This is a genomic window from Lysinibacillus sp. NPDC093210 (assembly GCF_044753985.1).
GTDB lineage: Bacteria > Bacillota > Bacilli > Bacillales_A > Planococcaceae > Lysinibacillus.
Genome location: NZ_JBIVOE010000007.1, coordinates 45,890 through 62,907, shown reverse-complemented (window position 1 = coordinate 62,907; position 17,018 = coordinate 45,890). Strand labels below are relative to the sequence as shown.

Here is a 17,018-nt window from a genome sequence, read left to right as displayed (position 1 = left end):
CCAATCCATCCAGTTTTTCTTTTATACGATTTTTTATTATAGAGGAAACCCTGTGTATTCATTTTAACAAAAAACAACTGCATTTTTATTTAGTCATGACTTCCAAGGTACTGATATTTTTCAAACGAAAATCACTTTTCAACATTAGAAGATGTACAAAAGTTACTACCCTCATTTATTAAAACTAACATTATTGAATATGGATAAATGAAAACCATCTAGAACGCTGACACTACAATATTCTAGGTGGTTCTTTTTATAAGCCACATTTACTTATTTCCAAACTTCCTGCAATGTATTTCTAAACAATTCATCTAATATTTTAGTAGGATCCTTCGCTTCAACTTTGAGTGATTTAACATATTCTTCGAGTCGTTCCAATTCACTTTCTACAAAGTCGTTAATCACATGAATACGGGGTTCAATATCTAACTCATCACCTATTAGCTTTCGTTTTAAAAGATGCTCAATTGCATTTTTTAATTCGCCCTCCTGAAGGCTATCTTCCAATAGTTCATGGAAGCTAATTGGAGGTGTCGTATTATATTTCTCTATCCACTTACAAGCCAATATCGGCCGAAGTACATAAAAATATTTTTTTATTCTTACTTCTGGTCCCTGCAGGTACTCACGATAATTGTTTTTTGCCATGTTTAAATAATGATGAAGCATCGAATTTGGATAAAATACACTCGATTCCAAAGACCGTATGTTATCAACAAATGAGTATTTTTGATAATAAATAATATTGCTTCTTAACCATTCTAAAAGTGGCGGATTATTTTTTCTAAATAGGCGTAGCGCTTTTGTGATTTCCCAACCGCTTATATCTAATAAATCATTAATTGGTTCTTCAATTACATCTCTCTTTACTCCAATTCCTTGTGGATCAATCGAGAGATACCATTCTGAAGGATGAATATAAATAAATCGAACATCATAATCGCTGTCTTTTGAAGGAAAGCCCCATGCTCTACTTCCTGATTCGACAGCATATAAAATCTTTACCTTATATTTCTCTTCTATTTCTAACAATTTCTTTTGAATGATTTCGTTCATTTACATTTCTCCTTTCATTTACTAGCTTAGAAAAACTAGCTTCATTGTTTCTTAATTTCAACTTAACGCTTTAGTAAGAGGATTATCCATTAAAAAGAATCCCACATTAACCGCACTTACTTATGATACGGTGCTCCGTAACTGATGTAAGTGCGGTTTAATCGTCTCTATCCCAATCAATATCACAACCATCACATAACAACATATCATCATAGCGACTACCTTCTGATTCTAAATCAAAAAGCTTACCACATTGTTCACACGTTTCCCATTCATCTATTTGATGATCATGATTACAATAAACACAAACCCCTATCTCACCTAAATCTGGATTTTGGGATATACCTTGTCTTCCACAATTATCACAGAATGTATCCATAACTGCATAATCTCCACCATCAGGAACAGAGATATAATTATAAAAATCAATCGAGGACTTAATTTGGGCTGTTCTGATTCGCTCATTTAAAATTTGACCGAAATCTAAATCTTTAATTTGCTCATAAATAAAGTAAAAATCAGCTTTCCGCAACTCCCTTTCAATGTTTAAACTCAATTCGTTTTCCAAAAACTTCACGACATAATGTAGTAAAAATATAATATTTTGCTCACTATCTTCACCATATGAAAAATCGGAATGTGTCGCCGCATTACGTAGTAGCTTTAAAATTGAATATGCTTTTTCTTCATCTTCTGTTATTTTATCTACGTCGTCTTTTATGATTTTATACGCTTCTGCAATTGAAATAGTCTTTTTATAACCAATTCCATATTTGTCTGGTTTCCCTTTTACATACACTTTCTCTGTATCTATACATTTGACTTTCTCCAAGATAAGTAAATCAATTGAGTTCACTAAATTCATAATAGCTTGCTTTATCTCAGAGATATCAATCATTTTTACTTAGGAAATTTCTATAATGCAGTAAACCATGACTCAGTGAATCCATAGCATTTTCATAAATAGTCATTATTTTTTCTTCTTGTGTACTAATCATTAAAAGCACCTCCTATTGGAATTATATACCTCCTTTTTTTCTTTATCTATTTATAATGTATAGATAAAATATCTTACATGATGCGGTATAATATCTATTCCCAGTTTTGCTTACTTTCATATATATCAGACATATTATATAAGAAAGCTCCATCTAACAAGAGAAGCTCTATTGGTCTTGAGGAAAAAACATAACGTGTAGCGAAAAAAGATGTTCGAAAATTAACCGCTCTCATAAATGTGGGACTAGCCTTAATATATGTCTTTCTTTTCCTTCCCCATGTTGCCCTTAAACACATTGTAGAATCCAGGGGAAATGTCAAGTGAATATTAGGGTTATTCCACCCCATAAAAGTGGGTTGGATTTTTTTCGAACTTGGATCATTTAATATTACTGGATTGTCTGAAGTTAGAAAATGCTTATTTTGTGGTGCAATATGAAACTGCCAGTTCATCCTATAAATAATCGAGACAAAGATTTCAGACATCTCTATCATCAATTCCAGCGTTGTTAAACCCTCAGAACTAAGCGTATCATCCACTAATTTTGATGTCTCAGTACTTGTTTTAAGGTTAAAATTTAATTTATCGTTGTTTCTATAAAACCATGTCATGTAATTGAGGAAATTAGGTACTCTCGCTAATGAGAAGTATATAAAGTAAGAGAATTGAATTCTCTCTTCATCAGTTAACAATGTTTGATTTAAGATTTTTTTCAATATTGATGTTGAAGGTATTTCAATTTTCTTATCAAAGAACTCTTCAACGGCTGTGGTTATTTCACCTGTGATTAATTTCAAATCATAATATCCATTTAGTTCAGCGATTTTCTTTGTACCTTTCTTTTTTAATGTATCAAGTTGCTTATCATAAACCCATATACCAGGTTCGTGTGGAGGAGTTACTCTATCATCCAAAAACCCTTTTAAATAAAATTGTGGAACATAATGGTGTCTACGTTTCTCCAATACCCTTCTCTCCAATCTCCATACGTTATTTTTTTCTGCTCTCTTTCCCCATAAACAGGCAAATTATAATACAGTTTTTCAGCTTAAAATAAAAAAGCTATGCCAACAAGAAATAATCTTGCTGTCACAGCTACTATCGTCATCGTACAAAGCTTTCTCAATACTTATTAAGTATTGAGTATTGGCTCTTCTTTGTAATATTCTAAAATACAATCATTTTATCTAACCACGTAAGTATCTGAATACTTATAATAAACTTGTCTCGAATTTTCATAAATCTTACCTGAATAAGAATCTACTCGATAAAGCTCTATTCGGCTTCCATCTGGTGAAAATTTAATAGTTTGGACATCCCATTGCTTTTTATCACTATACGTATTAATATCTGAAATTTCAATAGTATCGAAATTAGTTATTTTGTAATCTCTTACTAACCCAATAATTGTACCATTGAAGGAATCAGTAACAAATTTATTCTCAGTAAAATAGACCAAATCAGAATAATCACCATTCATCATATCTTCCTCGCCTACCCAAGAGCCTACAATCATTTCTTTGACTTCTTCAGTTGTAAACAGTGGTGTAGTATCTAATGTGCTGTATCCAATGAAGTCTATTGGACTGCTAAAATTACTACTTGTAAAGTAAACGCTATTTGTTATATTTTCGTTTATGACTGTATCATAAACCAATTCAAAGAATTCCCCACTCTCTGAAATTCCCTCTTTTGATGGTTTACCTAACTTTTCTCTAACATTATCTAGCGTGTCGCCAATCTTAATTCCATTAAATAAATAATCGTTACTGCTTATCTCTAGGCTTTCTAACTTTTGAGTACTATTTAAAGAAACAGATAAACCATCATAGCTTAAACTTTGACCATCTTCCCATTCATATATATCTTGAGGGTGTCCAAGTAAAGCTATCATTCCTTCTTTGTCTAATGAAACTATTTCAAGTAAATCTATGTTGTTACTTCTTTTTGGTTCTTCATTTTTAGATGTAGCTTCTTCAACTGCTACTTCATTTTTATTTTCGTGAGATACTTCATTGGCAACTTCTCCATTCACTTCATTGGCTTCATTATTAGCATTGCTACAGCCAGAAATAATGAAAGCAAAAGTAATCGGTAATAACATTTTTCTAAAAAACTTCAAGAAAATCCATCCCTTCATGTACGGTTTATAAATTCAATCATCTTAGAGTTTTTAATGATCGTATTAAATTAAAAAGCTGTGAAATCAAAGCCTGACCTTGATATCACAGCTTTATATAAATTCGTAATCTACTTAGAACATTTTTTACATATCTGCCCCTTGAAACATGTATTGCAGGTAAAATGATCACATGCTGGGCAGGTTCTTAACTCAGAAACAAATTTCTTTTTTAGACAGCATCTGCATTTACCATATCCGCTTTCATTGAGCTGAAAAGAATTGACCATCGTTCTTCCTCCTGCAATTAATATCCACGTTGTTTTAACACCATTCTTGCAGCTGTTCTTCTGTTTTTAGCATTTGTTGAATTGCCAGCAGATGTATCAGTAGCAATACTTTTCAGCTCTTCGTCAGAATAAAATTCTAACCTCTCCATCTCAGCTTTCATGCTGTCCTGCGTATCTCTAAGATTGTTAAGACCTTTGTTCATCATATCTCCAAAAAATGACATATAACTTCCCCACTCTACGAATATGGTATTTATTTTGCTGACTGTCTTTTTCCTTTTCAAGAACATCCAACTTATCAAGCTCACGAAACACTACCTTAGAATCACTAAAACCAGCTAAACTTAACATCTTTTTTAATTCATTAGCTAAAATAAATACAATTGTAATATTGTTTCTTTTATCAATATCTATTCGACCGTATATTAATTGTGATTCGTTAATGCCTTGTCCTTTAATATAGAAATGCTTTTTATGTTTCAAAACCCACTCTCTAATATATTCAAGTGCTTTTGTTCCGATCAGTCGCTCTTCTAAGGAAGCCATTTCCTGTTGTCTTAACATCTGGCGTATACCTTCAACGTTCAAATTAAAATCAAATGTTTCGTTAAGCAATTTAGCTGTCATTATAATCAAAGCAAATTTTTTACTAATTCGATTTATAAACTTGGAATTAGGGAGATGTTCTTCCATTACTTCAATTTCATTCTCCCAAGCAGCTTTAAAATGTCCTTTACTATATTTGAGCAGATTTTCAACAAACAATTTCACACCTTGTCCGTAATTAGCTGATAAGATATGATTCAATTTCGTAGCTTGGTCCTTATCTTTTGTCCATTGAATACCTTCAAACTCAAATACCCTTGCTCTAATACCTTCATTTTAATTGGTTTGCCCAATAATTGAAGATTCACCTGTGGTAATTATTGTGGTACCCCATGCTTCACGCTCACGTAATTCTGCATTACGATTTTGACGAGCTTTCTCAACATTTTTTGCCCATTTGTAAAGAAAGCTAGTTAGTTTATCAGGTTTCATCGAGGTCATCGTAGTTTCATCAAATGTAATTGGAACACCGTAATTTTTTGTAATCAATGACACTAATGCATTATCAGTACCATCAAAGCTTTGAACCAAACTATTGGGACCCTCTTTTGGATCTCCGTAACCTGACACAGCAACCATCGCAGCAGTACTTTTACCTGTTGTACTATTACCACTTAAATGAAACAGTAAAGAGTCTTGATGAACGCCTAAAATTTTATTAATGTAACCTACTAACGTAGCTGAAAATCCTAAACATAATGCTAATTCTAACGGGGTATGTCCTTGAATAAACTTTTCGACTGTTTGTTCCCAGACAAATAAACTACCTTTAGGTTGAATATTAAAAATCCCCTTATATTCTGCATTTGTTTTATCTCCAAGTCCTAAACCGGCATGTTTAAATAGGATTTTTTGTTTATATGTTCCCCATCCCAAATAATTATACTGATAAGAAATTGGAGTGATTTTTTCGCATTTCACTAGATAGTCGATTACTATTTTATGTTTCCACAGCGTAACATCAGCACCTTTCCGTTGAAGCATGCTGAAATCATTTTGTGTTAATTTTGAACGATGGATGGAATCAGTAAACCATCCATCGTTGCATAAAAATGAAATTTCCCAAATAAGCTCTTCACTTTCTAAAACACGAATCGCTTTAGAAAGATAGATTGGACTACTAATCCAATGCCATTGATACTTATTTTTCTTTTCATCAAAAATTGATTGATATAAGCCCGTCTCATCACAGTAATAATCATCTACTTCTATTAAAAACGACATTAACTTTACCTAAATCAACTCGAAATAGAAAAGAGTTCTACCATGATTTTTAGTTCGATATCGATGAAATGACAAGCTCGTACATTTTGAAAAATCCAAGTCAAATTGACTCGCAATAGTTTTTATTAATCTACTATTATAAACAGTTGCTTTGCCACTACGAGATGAACATCTAACGGATTGTACCGATAAGTTATCAGCATTGGTAATAACTAAACCTGTCGAATTTGTTCCAATATACAATGAGCTAGGATTATTTAAAATTTTTGTCAGCTCTCTAGATAACTCTAGGCGTACACTGGTATTTGCAACCACAATTTTTAATGGAGCTGCATACCCTTGACCAGCCGAAATTGCTGTTGATTGCTGGTTTAAAATTTCTTCTAATGTACGGTCTAGTTCATCTGTTTCACTTTCAGGAACTACTAATCCTACATTATTACGACTTCGACTCATTCGACGTCTCCCTCTGTTTAGAGTATGGATCGATTCTTCCTCTGTACTCTGCTCAAAGTCGTCCTCTGTTAGCTCGTCCTCTTCATCTAGCTCAAAGTCGTCTACCGTTAGCTCGTCCTCTTCGTCTAGCTCAAGGTCGTCTTCTGTTAGCTCGTCCCCTTCGTCTAGCTCAAGGTCGTCTTCTGTTAACTCGTCCTCTTCGTCTAGCTCAAGGTCGTCTTCTGTTAGCTCGTCCTCTTGATCCTCCATAATTTCTAAGTATTCAGTTGTAGCTTGTGTCACTTTTTTCATGGCAATCCACTCCTAAGGTTTATTTAAACATGTGACTGTTTAATGACCTCAGTCTAAATGAATAAAGTAAAAAGCAATCCCCATCTTTGTATACCGAATACAAAAGGGGGATTGCTTTTAAAGCAATGATTCAATTTTTCCTTCTACACTATTTATATACATCTCTAAATCCATGTGTAAATCATTAAAAATGTCTACTCGTTGTGCTAATGTTAAATGTGGGTACCTTTCTTCATCGAAGATGGCACTGAAACGTTGTTGGATCGGAACGGGTGATTGAATTGTTTCATTTATAATCTTTTCTGCTCTTAACTCATTAATTCCTAGCTCAGAAGTAATGGACATAGCAACATCTAATCCGTACATACTGTTAAATTGATAACCAATCAACTTATTTATTATTTTCCTCATTCTAATAATTTCTTTTTGTTGCTCATCAATAAATCCATTTTGTTTTAGTTCATTTTTGTTCAATTTATGAAGTGGTGTCTTTTTCAGATTGAAATCTAATATTTTTACAACTAAATCTTTCGATCGCACTGGAAATAAATACTGTTTACTTTCTTTAAAAAGACTAGGTTCAATACCATATGCTTTCATTATTTTTTTAAATTTATTTTGTTCTCTTTCTATCGTTTTTTCATAATTATTTTTATTATCTTTATCTCTGTCCATTAATATTGATTCCATATAATGTGTTCCTAATCTCTCTTGAATAATCGCTCTTAATGTTATTTTTTCCATCGCTCATTTCACACTCCCTCAAGTATAATCATTCCCCCTTTCCCCCTACTTTTCAAGTACAAAAAAAGGAATATGCATACGCACATATCCCTCTTTACTAACCGCTCAACACGATATATACTCACATACACTTACTGGTTAACGATTTTCATTAATGATTTCCTTTGCTACTTCTGTTGCAACAGCTACCACTATTGCCCCTACTACTTTATCCCACATATTGTACACCTCCTAATTTTACAACTACCGGATCATAGGTTTATTCAAATTTCCCAATCTAACAGTGTGTTATTAATAAACCAACGTACATATTTGTCGTACGCTAATGTTTCAGAATCTTGAACTGCTATACGCATATATTCATCTCCATGCCCATCTATATATACAATTGTCGATGCTACAACTAATTCATCTAATGTTTCTAAAACATCTATTGGTATTAGTAATTCATCTATTTCATCTTTATAAAGGGAAATCGTTTCATAACCAATTTCATTTAGACCAACCTCGATGCCCTTTTGCTGTTTAAATATATTTTGGAACATTATAATCGGACCCACTCGCTCGTCTCCTTTCATTTTAGTTACACACTCAATTCTACATATTCATACGGAACTAAATTCCACTCATTTTTTACTGCTGGATATAATGGATGAAACCCTTTTCTACCTTTAGGACATTCTATTTGAAGTAAGTTTGCTTTTTTATCAAGTAGAATTACTACCATCATTTTCAAATGACTTACCGCTTCCTTATTCGTTTCAATTCCTGTCCCTACCGCGATTATTACATCATCAACTTTTATTAATTCCTCTTTAAGGTGCTTTAAATTTTCAACAGCTGAGCTATTTGTATTTGCTCCTTCAATCGTTGGAAATAAATTCATAATGATTGCTGTACCATAACCTAAACGTGCAAGGTTATTTGTTACATACATCGTTGTATGGTCTTGTTCAATCTCATTTGTTTCACCGGCACTTTTCATAATGACTAGAGCCGCCTTCTTACTTTTATTCCATTCCTTACGCACAACATACTTATTTGCCAGAGCATCATCAAAGACAACCTCTGTTTTCAATGTGCTTTTCAAAATTTTCATCTGCCTCAGTCCTTTCATTGCAAAATAAAAAGCCCTAACATCGATTGCCGATGTTAGAGCTCATTTGTAATTATTTTTCATTTTAAAAATATCCTTTCTCTTTTAGTGATATGAATTTACCGTCACCAATAATGATGTGATCCAAAAGTTCGATACCCCAAATTTGCCCTGCTTCGTAAAGACGTTGCGTCGTATCAATATCCTCTGGGCTCGGTGTTGGATCTCCGGAAGGATGTGAGTGGCATACCAAAACAGAACAGCTATTCGATAAAATTGCTGTTTTCATGACCTCACGTGGATGTACGATGCTGGCATTAAGGCTGCCAATGTGGACCATAGAAATATTTGTTGGCTGGTTCTTCGTGTCGAGACATACTACAACAAAATGCTCACGATCCACCTCCCCTAAATACTCACGGAACAATTCGTAGCTGTCTTGTGGGCTACGGACTCTACGTTGCTTGTAGAGCATGCTTGATTCTTTTACTAGCTTTACTGTTACGATGTTAACTCGTTTTGCAGCGCTCATTAACTTCCTCCTTAATAAAAGAAGCTCAATTACTTATTGGAAGTACTTGAGCTTTAATCTATAAATTCATAGGTATAATATATAGTTAAGAAGAACGTTAAAACGTTTTTAGAACCCAATTAAATATATATTATTTAATTGATCCCTTAGCGTAATGCACGTCCATCAGTACCCTTTTTAATTTGTAATGATTCATCTGCAGTAAGTACATCATGTTCTATTTCAACCACAGCCAAATAACCTTCCTCCATGTCATAATTAGCTTTTTTCCAAACATCGAAGTATGGGCTCAGCTCGCGGAAATTTCCTACACGATCTGTTAAATAATCGTACATTTCGCGTGAAGGTAAAATTAAAATACCACCGATTAACTTGCCATTTAACATGCCTACAATCATTTTATTAATGGCTCTATGTGAAGATGAAATATTCCCAGTTTCCCATTCAACCGCAAAATATTTGTCATCCACAGGTAGTACTGCATCAATAGGACCCGGACGAGAATTAGTAACACCAACATCTAGTTTATATTCTAAGATCCATCCATGCTTTTGCTGATGCATCATATACGAATCCTTTATTGGTTTGACACCGTTTGCTTTCTTTCCACCATAAAGATGAAACGCACCTGAGTTAGCTGGGTATTGCATGTTTTCAATTGAGCTTAAGACGTGTGCCTTTATTCTTTCGATCTCATGTGTATTGCGACCTTTATCGATTAAAACTTCAACATTTTTTACTTTCATACGAAACCTCCTATTTCAGGATTACAATCAGGATTGCAACCTGGATTACAAAAAGGATATCATTTCATACTAATTATTGTCAAATATAAAATTAAAGCTTTTACTACTTAAATTATGTAAAATTATATTACTGTGACGAAGGAGTTAATAATAATGAGAGAAGATTTATACTCAATTCTAGAAATATCTGATCGAGAAATTGCAAAAAGCTTTGCAAAGAAACTTAAAGTTAAAATTGGTACTTTAGATTACTTTAATGACAACTGTATATATCCGGATGCAGATCTTATAAAAAAAATACTTGATGAGAGACCTAACTTATCTGAAATTGAAATAAAAATTCGTTTGGGGCATATTGATAATGAGGTTTTAACTTTACTACAAAACAATGTTAAAAATATTGCCGAATATGGTATTCCTACTCAAGCGAATCCATTTCAAAGACAGTTACCCGAACCCAACTTTGCCACACCTCTAGGTAGACTTTTTAACGCTGATTGCATACAAACTATGCGAAATATGGATGATAATACTGTTGATTTAATATTCGCTGATCCTCCATTTAACCTTGATAAAAAATATGAATCTGGCATGAATGATAAAATTAGTAAGACCGAGTATTTAAATTGGACTGAGGAATGGGTAAGTGAATGTGTTCGCATTCTTAAACCAGGCGGAGCATTATTTATTTGGAATTTACCTCAATGGAATACTTATACTGCAGAAATTTTAAATAGATATTTAAACTTACGCCATTGGATCGTTGCTGACATGAAATACAGCCTTCCGATTGCTAACAGATTGTACCCTGCTCATTATTCATTACTTTATTATATTAAAGGTGATCAGCCTAACAGATTTAATAAGGAAGGACTACCTTTAGAAATTTGTAGGCATTGTGGAGGAGATATAAAAGATTACGGAGGTTATAAGAATAAACTAAATACTGAAGGTATGAGCCTAACTGATGTTTGGAAAGATATATCACCAGTTAGACATAAAAAATATAAAAATCGGGCTAGTAATGAACTACCTTTAAATTTATTAGAACGTATTATTAGTCTCTCAACAAATGAAGGTGACCTAGTATTTGATCCGTTCGGAGGTAGTGGTACCACTTTTGTAGTTAGCGAAATTTTAAATAGACGGTGGATAGGGACTGAAATAGGTCCGATAGATCTCATTCAGGAAAGATTTGAAGATTTATCTTTCCCAACATTTTTAATTAATGATATTCAGAATTCCAAAAACGCCTTATTTACAGAAGATATGAAAAAAATTCGACGTAAAAATAATCATTGGCTTCCTGAGAATCTATAAAATAAATTTTCAAAAAGAGACGATACTTTTATACAAGTATCGTCTCTTTAATAATTTTTTTCATCGTGATTGATTTACTTTTGATGATATATTACATAGATCGATTCCTACCTAAAAATATTTAGAAAATTATGGATATTTTTCCCGTTCGTATTGACCTTTTTAAAAATATGTAAATAATCCCTTTTACACTTTCATATATTTTTTCTCACTTAGGTAAGCTGTGCTCTAATTTGTATGAATTAACTTCTTTTGATAAATCCTCCATGTATTTAGGTAAATCATAACGTGTATCGCCATATTCAAAAACATTGACGTTATAACACTCTTTCCATTGTTTTTGAAGCTCAATATCTACACCTTTCGCCATGAATATGTAATGGGGATTACTATCTACTTTTGTTTTGTTAGTAAGTTCTAGCTGTAAATTAATATCTGGATCATTTAAACTATATCCCAAAAACACCACTGTATGAGTTAAGAATAATGACTTCAAAACGCTATAAAAGTCCGCGTATTTTTTTCTAGCTTCATAAAATTCATTTTCTGTAAATATAATTTTATTTGCATTATCTATAGTGCCATGCGCTTTAATAATTAAATTCTCAGAAGATCGTAGATTAGTCATAAGTTTACTTATATCATCATTGTAATTTATTACTGGATAACCATGTGATCCACAGCACTGTTCATATATTTTATCAAAGTTTGTTGTAATAACTATTTTACAATTTATATCTTTTATAAATTCATGTATTGGGTTAGGTAAGAAATGTGGATAATCGAAATTTTTTCGTAATAGTTCTGCATACAATCCTGAATCACTATTATTTTTTATTGCTTGCAATGCTTTTAAGTAATCCTCTTTTGCAAGCATACTATCGATATAAGGAATAGCTGGATGACCTTCAGATAATAATTCCTTAGCCTTATTAATAAAATTTCCCCATGTTAAAGGTTTTTCTAATCCATGAGTTTTATCTTCTGAAATCGAATTTGCAGAAATTCCCGATCCGAAGAAAAAGATAACTCTTTTATTCGCAATTTCTCTAATTAAATTTGGGGGAGTCTGTACCATATTAGACCTCCCCTAGATTTTTTATAATCTTATTACAAATTGAAGCCATAGTATCTTTATAACTGCTTACTTGACCATATTGTAAGCCGTTAAGACCATCAGAGCCTTTTAATTCAAATATTGGCGTTGTATTAGATTGGGCTAGGGGGACAAGACTATATAAATATGGAACGTCTCCTAAATTTAATTTATCGATATTTAATTTTGGAGGTATAAGCTCATTTAAATACTTTTCAATAACACCTGGAATCTCTTGAATTATAGCATCATATGATTTAATTGGTCTTCTACCCTCTTTGAATGATTTAGTAACATATTGTTGTACTGAATAACCTAGCATCATACTTGAGCTTGATACATCCAAATTTAAATCAAAGCTATCAAACGCAGTACCTTTTCTTTCCATAGTATGAATTCCAGTGTTATAATCAATTTTCCAATTTTTTATCCACTTAGAAATATTTTTAGTAGCCATTAAACTGAAAATATCTGATCCCATAGGCGTGATTATATAATCCGAGTTTATTAAAACACTTCTATTAAGTGCACCTAACGATGGTCCTACATCAATAAAAATATAATCGTAACTTTCACTAAATTTTGTAATAATACTTTTTAGCCAATTACTCTTTCTATACCCTTCTACTGATCCAGCTGTACTTTTATTCCACGCATCACTTAATATATCTTCTATAATAGATATATTAGGATCTCCAGGAATTAAATCTACGTTAAAACGATTATCACTTGCCTGCAATGGAACAATTTCTTCTACTTTTAAATCTGGATCACCTTGAATTAGTGGTTCCAGATAATCATACAACGTCTTATGTATCTTAAGTTTCTCATCATATAATTTCTCCCACTCATATTCTGGGATTAACATTTGTGTCGTATTTGCTTGTGGATCTATATCTATAACTAAAACCCTCTGCTTTAGCTCTATTGCAAAATATGCTGCGATATTTACCCCTAAAGTTGTCTTACCAACTCCGCCTTTATTATTAAAAAAAGTTATTACTTTCATTTGAATGCCCCCTTATTCAAAGCTATCATTAATAATGATATTATTAATACCATAAATAGTAAATAAAAACCGCACTTACTTATGATACGGTTCACCTTTCATAATCCTAAAGCTTCGGTAAATTTGTTCAATCAATACAAGCTTCATTAACTGGTGGGGTAATGTCATCTTGCCAAATGATTGTTTTTCGTCAGCACGTTTGAGGACATCGTCGTGCAGGCCGAGGGAACCGCCTATAACAAAGGCAATTTTACTTTTTCCATAGGTCATTAGTGACTCGATATCGGCTGCCATTTCTTCAGAAGACTTCATTTTGCCGTTTATGGCAAGGGCGATAACGTATGTGTCTGGGCTAAGTTTGGAAAGGATGCGTTCGCCTTCTTTTTTCTTCACGATTTCCATTTCTGCATCACTTAGCTGCTCAGGTGCTTTTTCATCAGGTACTTCAATTACGTCCATTTTTGCGTAACCACCTAGGCGTTTTACGTATTCGTCGATCCCCATTTTTAAGTACTTTTCTTTTAGTTTTCCGACTGATACAATTGTTATATTCACACGTTATCCACCTTTACATTTCATTTACAAACAAATTATCCACAAAAGTTATCAACATATCCACAGGCACTTTCTATATATTGTGTAAAGTTATTTACTTGATACAATATATTCTGCTGGCTGTTCACAGTAACTACATTTTGTGGATAACTTTTTTTCCTCTTCTACTTTATCCATAATTGGGAATACTTTTTGCTCCGCGACAAACATGTCTAAAGCGTGATCTATATGCTTTTCACAACTGTATTTTTCCATTTAATAGTCTCTCCTTATTTTCCGAAATTTCCACAAACTTATTCACAATTCGGTCTATGTTATCCACAATCTATTGTAACAAAGGAATAGCGAGTAGGGAAGGAGGGCTTTGTACCGCTACTCGCTGTGTAAAGTTGTTATTCACAAATATCTACTTATCCACACCTCTATTGAGTCTATTCCCTAAACAAAACTTATCATTAGAAGCATTTCTTCCTTTTTTAATTTAAAAAAATCGGAGGTAGATTATACATCTACCTCCGATACTGTCATTACAATGAATCGCTATTTGTTAATGTTAGTGTGACTTCAACTAATTTACCTTGACGATAAACTTTCATTGTTAAATTATCACCAATTTTTTTGTCGTTATACAAGTGTTTACGTAAATCAATTGATGTTTCGATTTTTTCTCCATCCATTTCAACAATCACATCATATTGCTGCACGCCTGCTTTTGAAGCTGGTGAGTTGCCAATAACATCTGTAATGACTACGCCTGTTGTAATGTCTTTAGGCAGTTTTAATGTTTGTTGTTGATAGAATGCTGGTACGTCTGTTAAATCAACTAATGAAATACCCATTGTTGGACGTTTCATTTCTCCGTTGCGTTCTAGTTCCTCAATAATTGGAATTGCTGAGTTAATTGGAATCGAGAAGCCTAAACCTTCAACAGATGATTCAGCAATTTTCATGGAGTTAATGCCTACTAATTCACCAGCTAGGTTAACTAGTGCACCACCACTATTACCAGGGTTAATAGCTGCATCTGTTTGTAAAACTTCTTGTTGCCAATCTGCTACCTTGTCGCCATTTAAATCAACTGGGACAGAACGATCTTTACCTGACACAACACCTGTTGTAACAGAGCCATAAAATTCTAATCCTAGTGGATTCCCGATAGCAATAACTGTTTCACCTTGTTTTAGTACATCAGAGTTACCAAATGTTGCAACTGTTTTAACATTTTTCGAACTGATTGAAATAACTGCTAAGTCTGTCCAAACATCGCTACCGACTAATTGAGCCTCTTCTTTTGAACCATCTTGCATTGTCACTTCTAATTGTTTTGCTCCTTCAATTACGTGGTTATTTGTTACGATAAAGGCTTTATCGCCCTCTACCTTATAAATAACACCTGAGCCGCTTCCTGTTTCTGTATCTTGTGTCGTTTGCTGATCCCAAAAACCGCCGCTTGCCACTTCTTGAATATTGGTAATCCCTACAACAGCACCTGATGCTTTATCAACTGCACTTGTGACATCGGTCGTTACTTCTGTAGCTACTTGATTGATGGTTGTCTCATTTTTACCAGTACTACTTGCAGTTGTCCCCGGCATTTGATTGACAAGTCCGGGAAGCATTAGCCAAACGAGTAAAGCACCGATAATTACACCAACTAGGCCACTAAAGAAATAGCCACCTTTACCACCGCCACTTCCGTTGCCTCCACCTTTCTTTTTCGAACGCTTCTCTTGCATTTCTTTTTCCTCACGTTCAAGTCTCTCTTGTAGAGGTGATTTCTGGATTTCATCATTATTTAGAAAATCACTGTTTTTATCATCTTCATTAAAATAGCTCATGTTCCTCATCCTTTCGTGCGACTGCTCTATCTATTAATTCTTGCCTTTATCATACGATTCAAACATTAAAATTACATGAAAAATAAATAAAATGGGTATAAAAAATAGCTGTTCAATGCATTAATAATAAAATGCAATTGAACAGCTTATCTTTTTAACTATATTTACTCTATCAATTATTCTGCAAAACAGGCAAGAAAACCTCTCATAGCCTTTATGCCAATTCAATAATCACTCTTGTCCCATTTTTAAACCGTTACTAGCTTTGTCGGCTCCTCAGCATCAGTATCTAATAAACGGACATACTCACCTACAATAATCCCACAAGATTGCAACGTTTGTGAAACGCTCATGCGCGCAAGCTCTTTCATATTATTATCTTTACTTAAATGCGATAAGTAAATATTCGTTGGCTTTTCAAACACAACCTCGCTCATCGCAATAGCTGCATCTTCATTTGATACATGTCCTACATCACTCAAAATACGACGCTTTATGGACCAAGGATAACGTCCCATTTGTAGCATATTGACATCATGATTACTTTCGAACACAAAGGAATCTGCGCCGCGAATAATACCCTTCATACGGTCGCTAACATAGCCTGTATCGGTAATAATCACGAGTTTACGACCATTCTCATGAAATGTATAAAACATCGGATCTGCTGCATCGTGGGAAACGGCAAAGGATTCAATTGATAGTGTGCCAAAATGCTTTACAGTCTCCATTTCAAACTCAAAGCGTTGCTCTACAGGAATATCTCCTACGAGTCCGTCCATTGCCTGCCACGTTTTTGCATTTGCATATATCGGTACATTATATTTACGTGCTAATACGCCTATTCCTTTAATATGATCACTATGTTCGTGAGTAACTAAAATGCCACTGAGCTGTTTCATATTGCGGTCGATTTTTGCAAAGAGCTGCTCCATCTTTTTTCCACTAAAGCCAGCATCAACAATAAATGCATGATTATCGTTCTCTACATAAATTGAATTGCCTGTACTGCCACTTGCTAAAACACTAAATCGCAT

Annotated in this window: 20 protein-coding genes; 1 reads left to right on the top strand and 19 read right to left on the bottom strand. The window is 33.5% G+C overall.

Annotated elements, in window-relative coordinates:
• Positions 1-273 precede the first annotated feature (273 nt).
• The 13 genes from ACIP9C_RS16395 to ACIP9C_RS16335 all read right to left on the bottom strand — a co-directional run bounded on the left by ACIP9C_RS16395 (position 274) and on the right by ACIP9C_RS16335 (position 10,163).
• Entirely contained in the window at positions 274-1,059 is a 786-nt protein-coding gene (locus ACIP9C_RS16395) for a nucleotidyltransferase domain-containing protein (protein ID WP_401012316.1), read from the bottom strand.
• A gap of 157 nt (positions 1,060-1,216) precedes the next feature.
• Positions 1,217-1,924 carry a hypothetical protein gene (locus ACIP9C_RS16390; RefSeq protein ID WP_401012314.1) on the bottom strand — a complete coding sequence of 236 codons (708 nt, stop codon included), beginning with the start codon at positions 1,922-1,924 and terminating at the stop codon, positions 1,217-1,219.
• 227 nt (positions 1,925-2,151) lie between these two features.
• On the bottom strand, positions 2,152-3,024 hold the full coding sequence (locus tag ACIP9C_RS16385; protein WP_401012313.1) for a DUF4238 domain-containing protein: 873 nt from the start codon (positions 3,022-3,024) through the stop codon (positions 2,152-2,154).
• Between the two features lie 218 nt (positions 3,025-3,242).
• Positions 3,243-4,181, bottom strand: a complete 939-nt coding sequence (locus ACIP9C_RS16380) for a hypothetical protein (protein WP_401012311.1) — start codon at positions 4,179-4,181, stop codon at positions 3,243-3,245.
• A gap of 304 nt (positions 4,182-4,485) precedes the next feature.
• The gene (locus ACIP9C_RS16375; RefSeq protein ID WP_401012309.1) at positions 4,486-4,692 is read right to left on the bottom strand and encodes a hypothetical protein; all 207 of its coding nucleotides are present in this window, start codon (positions 4,690-4,692) and stop codon (positions 4,486-4,488) included.
• Positions 4,655-5,275, bottom strand: coding sequence for a hypothetical protein (locus ACIP9C_RS16370; RefSeq protein ID WP_401012307.1), 621 nt, complete (start codon positions 5,273-5,275; stop codon positions 4,655-4,657). The genes ACIP9C_RS16375 and ACIP9C_RS16370 overlap by 38 nt, the downstream gene beginning before the upstream one ends.
• Before the next feature lie 75 nt (positions 5,276-5,350).
• Positions 5,351-6,298, bottom strand: a complete 948-nt coding sequence (locus tag ACIP9C_RS16365) for a DUF927 domain-containing protein (RefSeq protein ID WP_401012306.1) — start codon at positions 6,296-6,298, stop codon at positions 5,351-5,353.
• A 9-nt stretch (positions 6,299-6,307) separates the two neighbouring features.
• The gene (locus ACIP9C_RS16360) at positions 6,308-7,045 is read right to left on the bottom strand and encodes a hypothetical protein (RefSeq protein ID WP_401012305.1); all 738 of its coding nucleotides are present in this window, start codon (positions 7,043-7,045) and stop codon (positions 6,308-6,310) included.
• Between the two features lie 117 nt (positions 7,046-7,162).
• A complete protein-coding gene (locus tag ACIP9C_RS16355; RefSeq protein WP_401012304.1) occupies positions 7,163-7,789 on the bottom strand; it encodes a hypothetical protein in 627 nt (208 codons plus the stop codon).
• 263 nt (positions 7,790-8,052) lie between these two features.
• Positions 8,053-8,349, bottom strand: a complete 297-nt coding sequence (locus ACIP9C_RS16350; protein WP_401012303.1) for a hypothetical protein — start codon at positions 8,347-8,349, stop codon at positions 8,053-8,055.
• A 23-nt stretch (positions 8,350-8,372) separates the two neighbouring features.
• The gene (locus tag ACIP9C_RS16345) at positions 8,373-8,888 is read right to left on the bottom strand and encodes a DUF1643 domain-containing protein (protein ID WP_401012301.1); all 516 of its coding nucleotides are present in this window, start codon (positions 8,886-8,888) and stop codon (positions 8,373-8,375) included.
• An 82-nt stretch (positions 8,889-8,970) separates the two neighbouring features.
• Positions 8,971-9,417, bottom strand: a complete 447-nt coding sequence (locus ACIP9C_RS16340) for a JAB domain-containing protein (RefSeq protein WP_401012300.1) — start codon at positions 9,415-9,417, stop codon at positions 8,971-8,973.
• A 146-nt stretch (positions 9,418-9,563) separates the two neighbouring features.
• Positions 9,564-10,163 (bottom strand): PDDEXK family nuclease, encoded by a 600-nt coding sequence (locus ACIP9C_RS16335; RefSeq protein ID WP_401012298.1) that lies wholly within the window; start codon positions 10,161-10,163, stop codon positions 9,564-9,566.
• Between the two features lie 153 nt (positions 10,164-10,316).
• Here ACIP9C_RS16335 and ACIP9C_RS16330 point away from each other — a divergent pair, with 153 nt between their 5' ends.
• Positions 10,317-11,483 (top strand): DNA-methyltransferase, encoded by a 1,167-nt coding sequence (locus ACIP9C_RS16330; protein ID WP_401012296.1) that lies wholly within the window; start codon positions 10,317-10,319, stop codon positions 11,481-11,483.
• Positions 11,484-11,691: 208 nt separating this feature from the next.
• On the opposite strand, the gene ACIP9C_RS16325 is transcribed toward ACIP9C_RS16330, so the two are convergent.
• The 6 genes from ACIP9C_RS16325 to ACIP9C_RS16300 form a co-directional block, all read right to left on the bottom strand.
• Positions 11,692-12,561 carry an SIR2 family protein gene (locus ACIP9C_RS16325; protein WP_401012294.1) on the bottom strand — a complete coding sequence of 290 codons (870 nt, stop codon included), beginning with the start codon at positions 12,559-12,561 and terminating at the stop codon, positions 11,692-11,694.
• Position 12,562: 1 nt separating this feature from the next.
• Positions 12,563-13,588, bottom strand: a complete 1,026-nt coding sequence (locus ACIP9C_RS16320; RefSeq protein ID WP_401012293.1) for a ParA family protein — start codon at positions 13,586-13,588, stop codon at positions 12,563-12,565.
• Positions 13,589-13,663: 75 nt separating this feature from the next.
• Positions 13,664-14,143, bottom strand: a complete 480-nt coding sequence (gene rlmH / locus ACIP9C_RS16315) for a 23S rRNA (pseudouridine(1915)-N(3))-methyltransferase RlmH (protein ID WP_401012291.1) — start codon at positions 14,141-14,143, stop codon at positions 13,664-13,666.
• Between the two features lie 90 nt (positions 14,144-14,233).
• Positions 14,234-14,398 carry a CxxH/CxxC protein gene (locus tag ACIP9C_RS16310; RefSeq protein ID WP_401012289.1) on the bottom strand — a complete coding sequence of 55 codons (165 nt, stop codon included), beginning with the start codon at positions 14,396-14,398 and terminating at the stop codon, positions 14,234-14,236.
• A gap of 272 nt (positions 14,399-14,670) precedes the next feature.
• Positions 14,671-15,981: a S1C family serine protease gene (locus ACIP9C_RS16305; RefSeq protein WP_401012287.1), complete on the bottom strand. Its 1,311-nt coding sequence runs from the start codon at positions 15,979-15,981 to the stop codon at positions 14,671-14,673.
• A gap of 248 nt (positions 15,982-16,229) precedes the next feature.
• Complete coding sequence (locus tag ACIP9C_RS16300) at positions 16,230-17,018, bottom strand: MBL fold metallo-hydrolase (RefSeq protein WP_401012565.1); 789 nt, start codon at positions 17,016-17,018, stop codon at positions 16,230-16,232.

Excerpts from the sequence above, each read along its gene's own strand:
- ACIP9C_RS16395 (WP_401012316.1), bottom strand. The coding sequence starts at position 1,059 with ATGAACGAAATCATTCAAAAGAAATTGTTAGAAATAGAAGAGAAATAT.
- ACIP9C_RS16390 (WP_401012314.1), bottom strand. The coding sequence starts at position 1,924 with ATGAATTTAGTGAACTCAATTGATTTACTTATCTTGGAGAAAGTCAAA.
- ACIP9C_RS16375 (WP_401012309.1), bottom strand. The coding sequence starts at position 4,692 with ATGTCATTTTTTGGAGATATGATGAACAAAGGTCTTAACAATCTTAGA.
- ACIP9C_RS16365 (WP_401012306.1), bottom strand. The coding sequence starts at position 6,298 with ATGTCGTTTTTAATAGAAGTAGATGATTATTACTGTGATGAGACGGGC.
- ACIP9C_RS16360 (WP_401012305.1), bottom strand. The coding sequence starts at position 7,045 with ATGAAAAAAGTGACACAAGCTACAACTGAATACTTAGAAATTATGGAG.
- ACIP9C_RS16355 (WP_401012304.1), bottom strand. The coding sequence starts at position 7,789 with ATGGAAAAAATAACATTAAGAGCGATTATTCAAGAGAGATTAGGAACA.
- ACIP9C_RS16345 (WP_401012301.1), bottom strand. The coding sequence starts at position 8,888 with ATGAAAATTTTGAAAAGCACATTGAAAACAGAGGTTGTCTTTGATGAT.
- ACIP9C_RS16340 (WP_401012300.1), bottom strand. The coding sequence starts at position 9,417 with ATGAGCGCTGCAAAACGAGTTAACATCGTAACAGTAAAGCTAGTAAAA.
- ACIP9C_RS16335 (WP_401012298.1), bottom strand. The coding sequence starts at position 10,163 with ATGAAAGTAAAAAATGTTGAAGTTTTAATCGATAAAGGTCGCAATACA.
- ACIP9C_RS16330 (WP_401012296.1), top strand. The coding sequence starts at position 10,317 with ATGAGAGAAGATTTATACTCAATTCTAGAAATATCTGATCGAGAAATT.
- ACIP9C_RS16325 (WP_401012294.1), bottom strand. The coding sequence starts at position 12,561 with ATGGTACAGACTCCCCCAAATTTAATTAGAGAAATTGCGAATAAAAGA.
- ACIP9C_RS16320 (WP_401012293.1), bottom strand. The coding sequence starts at position 13,588 with ATGAAAGTAATAACTTTTTTTAATAATAAAGGCGGAGTTGGTAAGACA.
- ACIP9C_RS16310 (WP_401012289.1), bottom strand. The coding sequence starts at position 14,398 with ATGGAAAAATACAGTTGTGAAAAGCATATAGATCACGCTTTAGACATG.
- ACIP9C_RS16305 (WP_401012287.1), bottom strand. The coding sequence starts at position 15,981 with ATGAGCTATTTTAATGAAGATGATAAAAACAGTGATTTTCTAAATAAT.
- ACIP9C_RS16300 (WP_401012565.1), bottom strand. The coding sequence starts at position 17,018 with ATGCGATTTAGTGTTTTAGCAAGTGGCAGTACAGGCAATTCAATTTAT.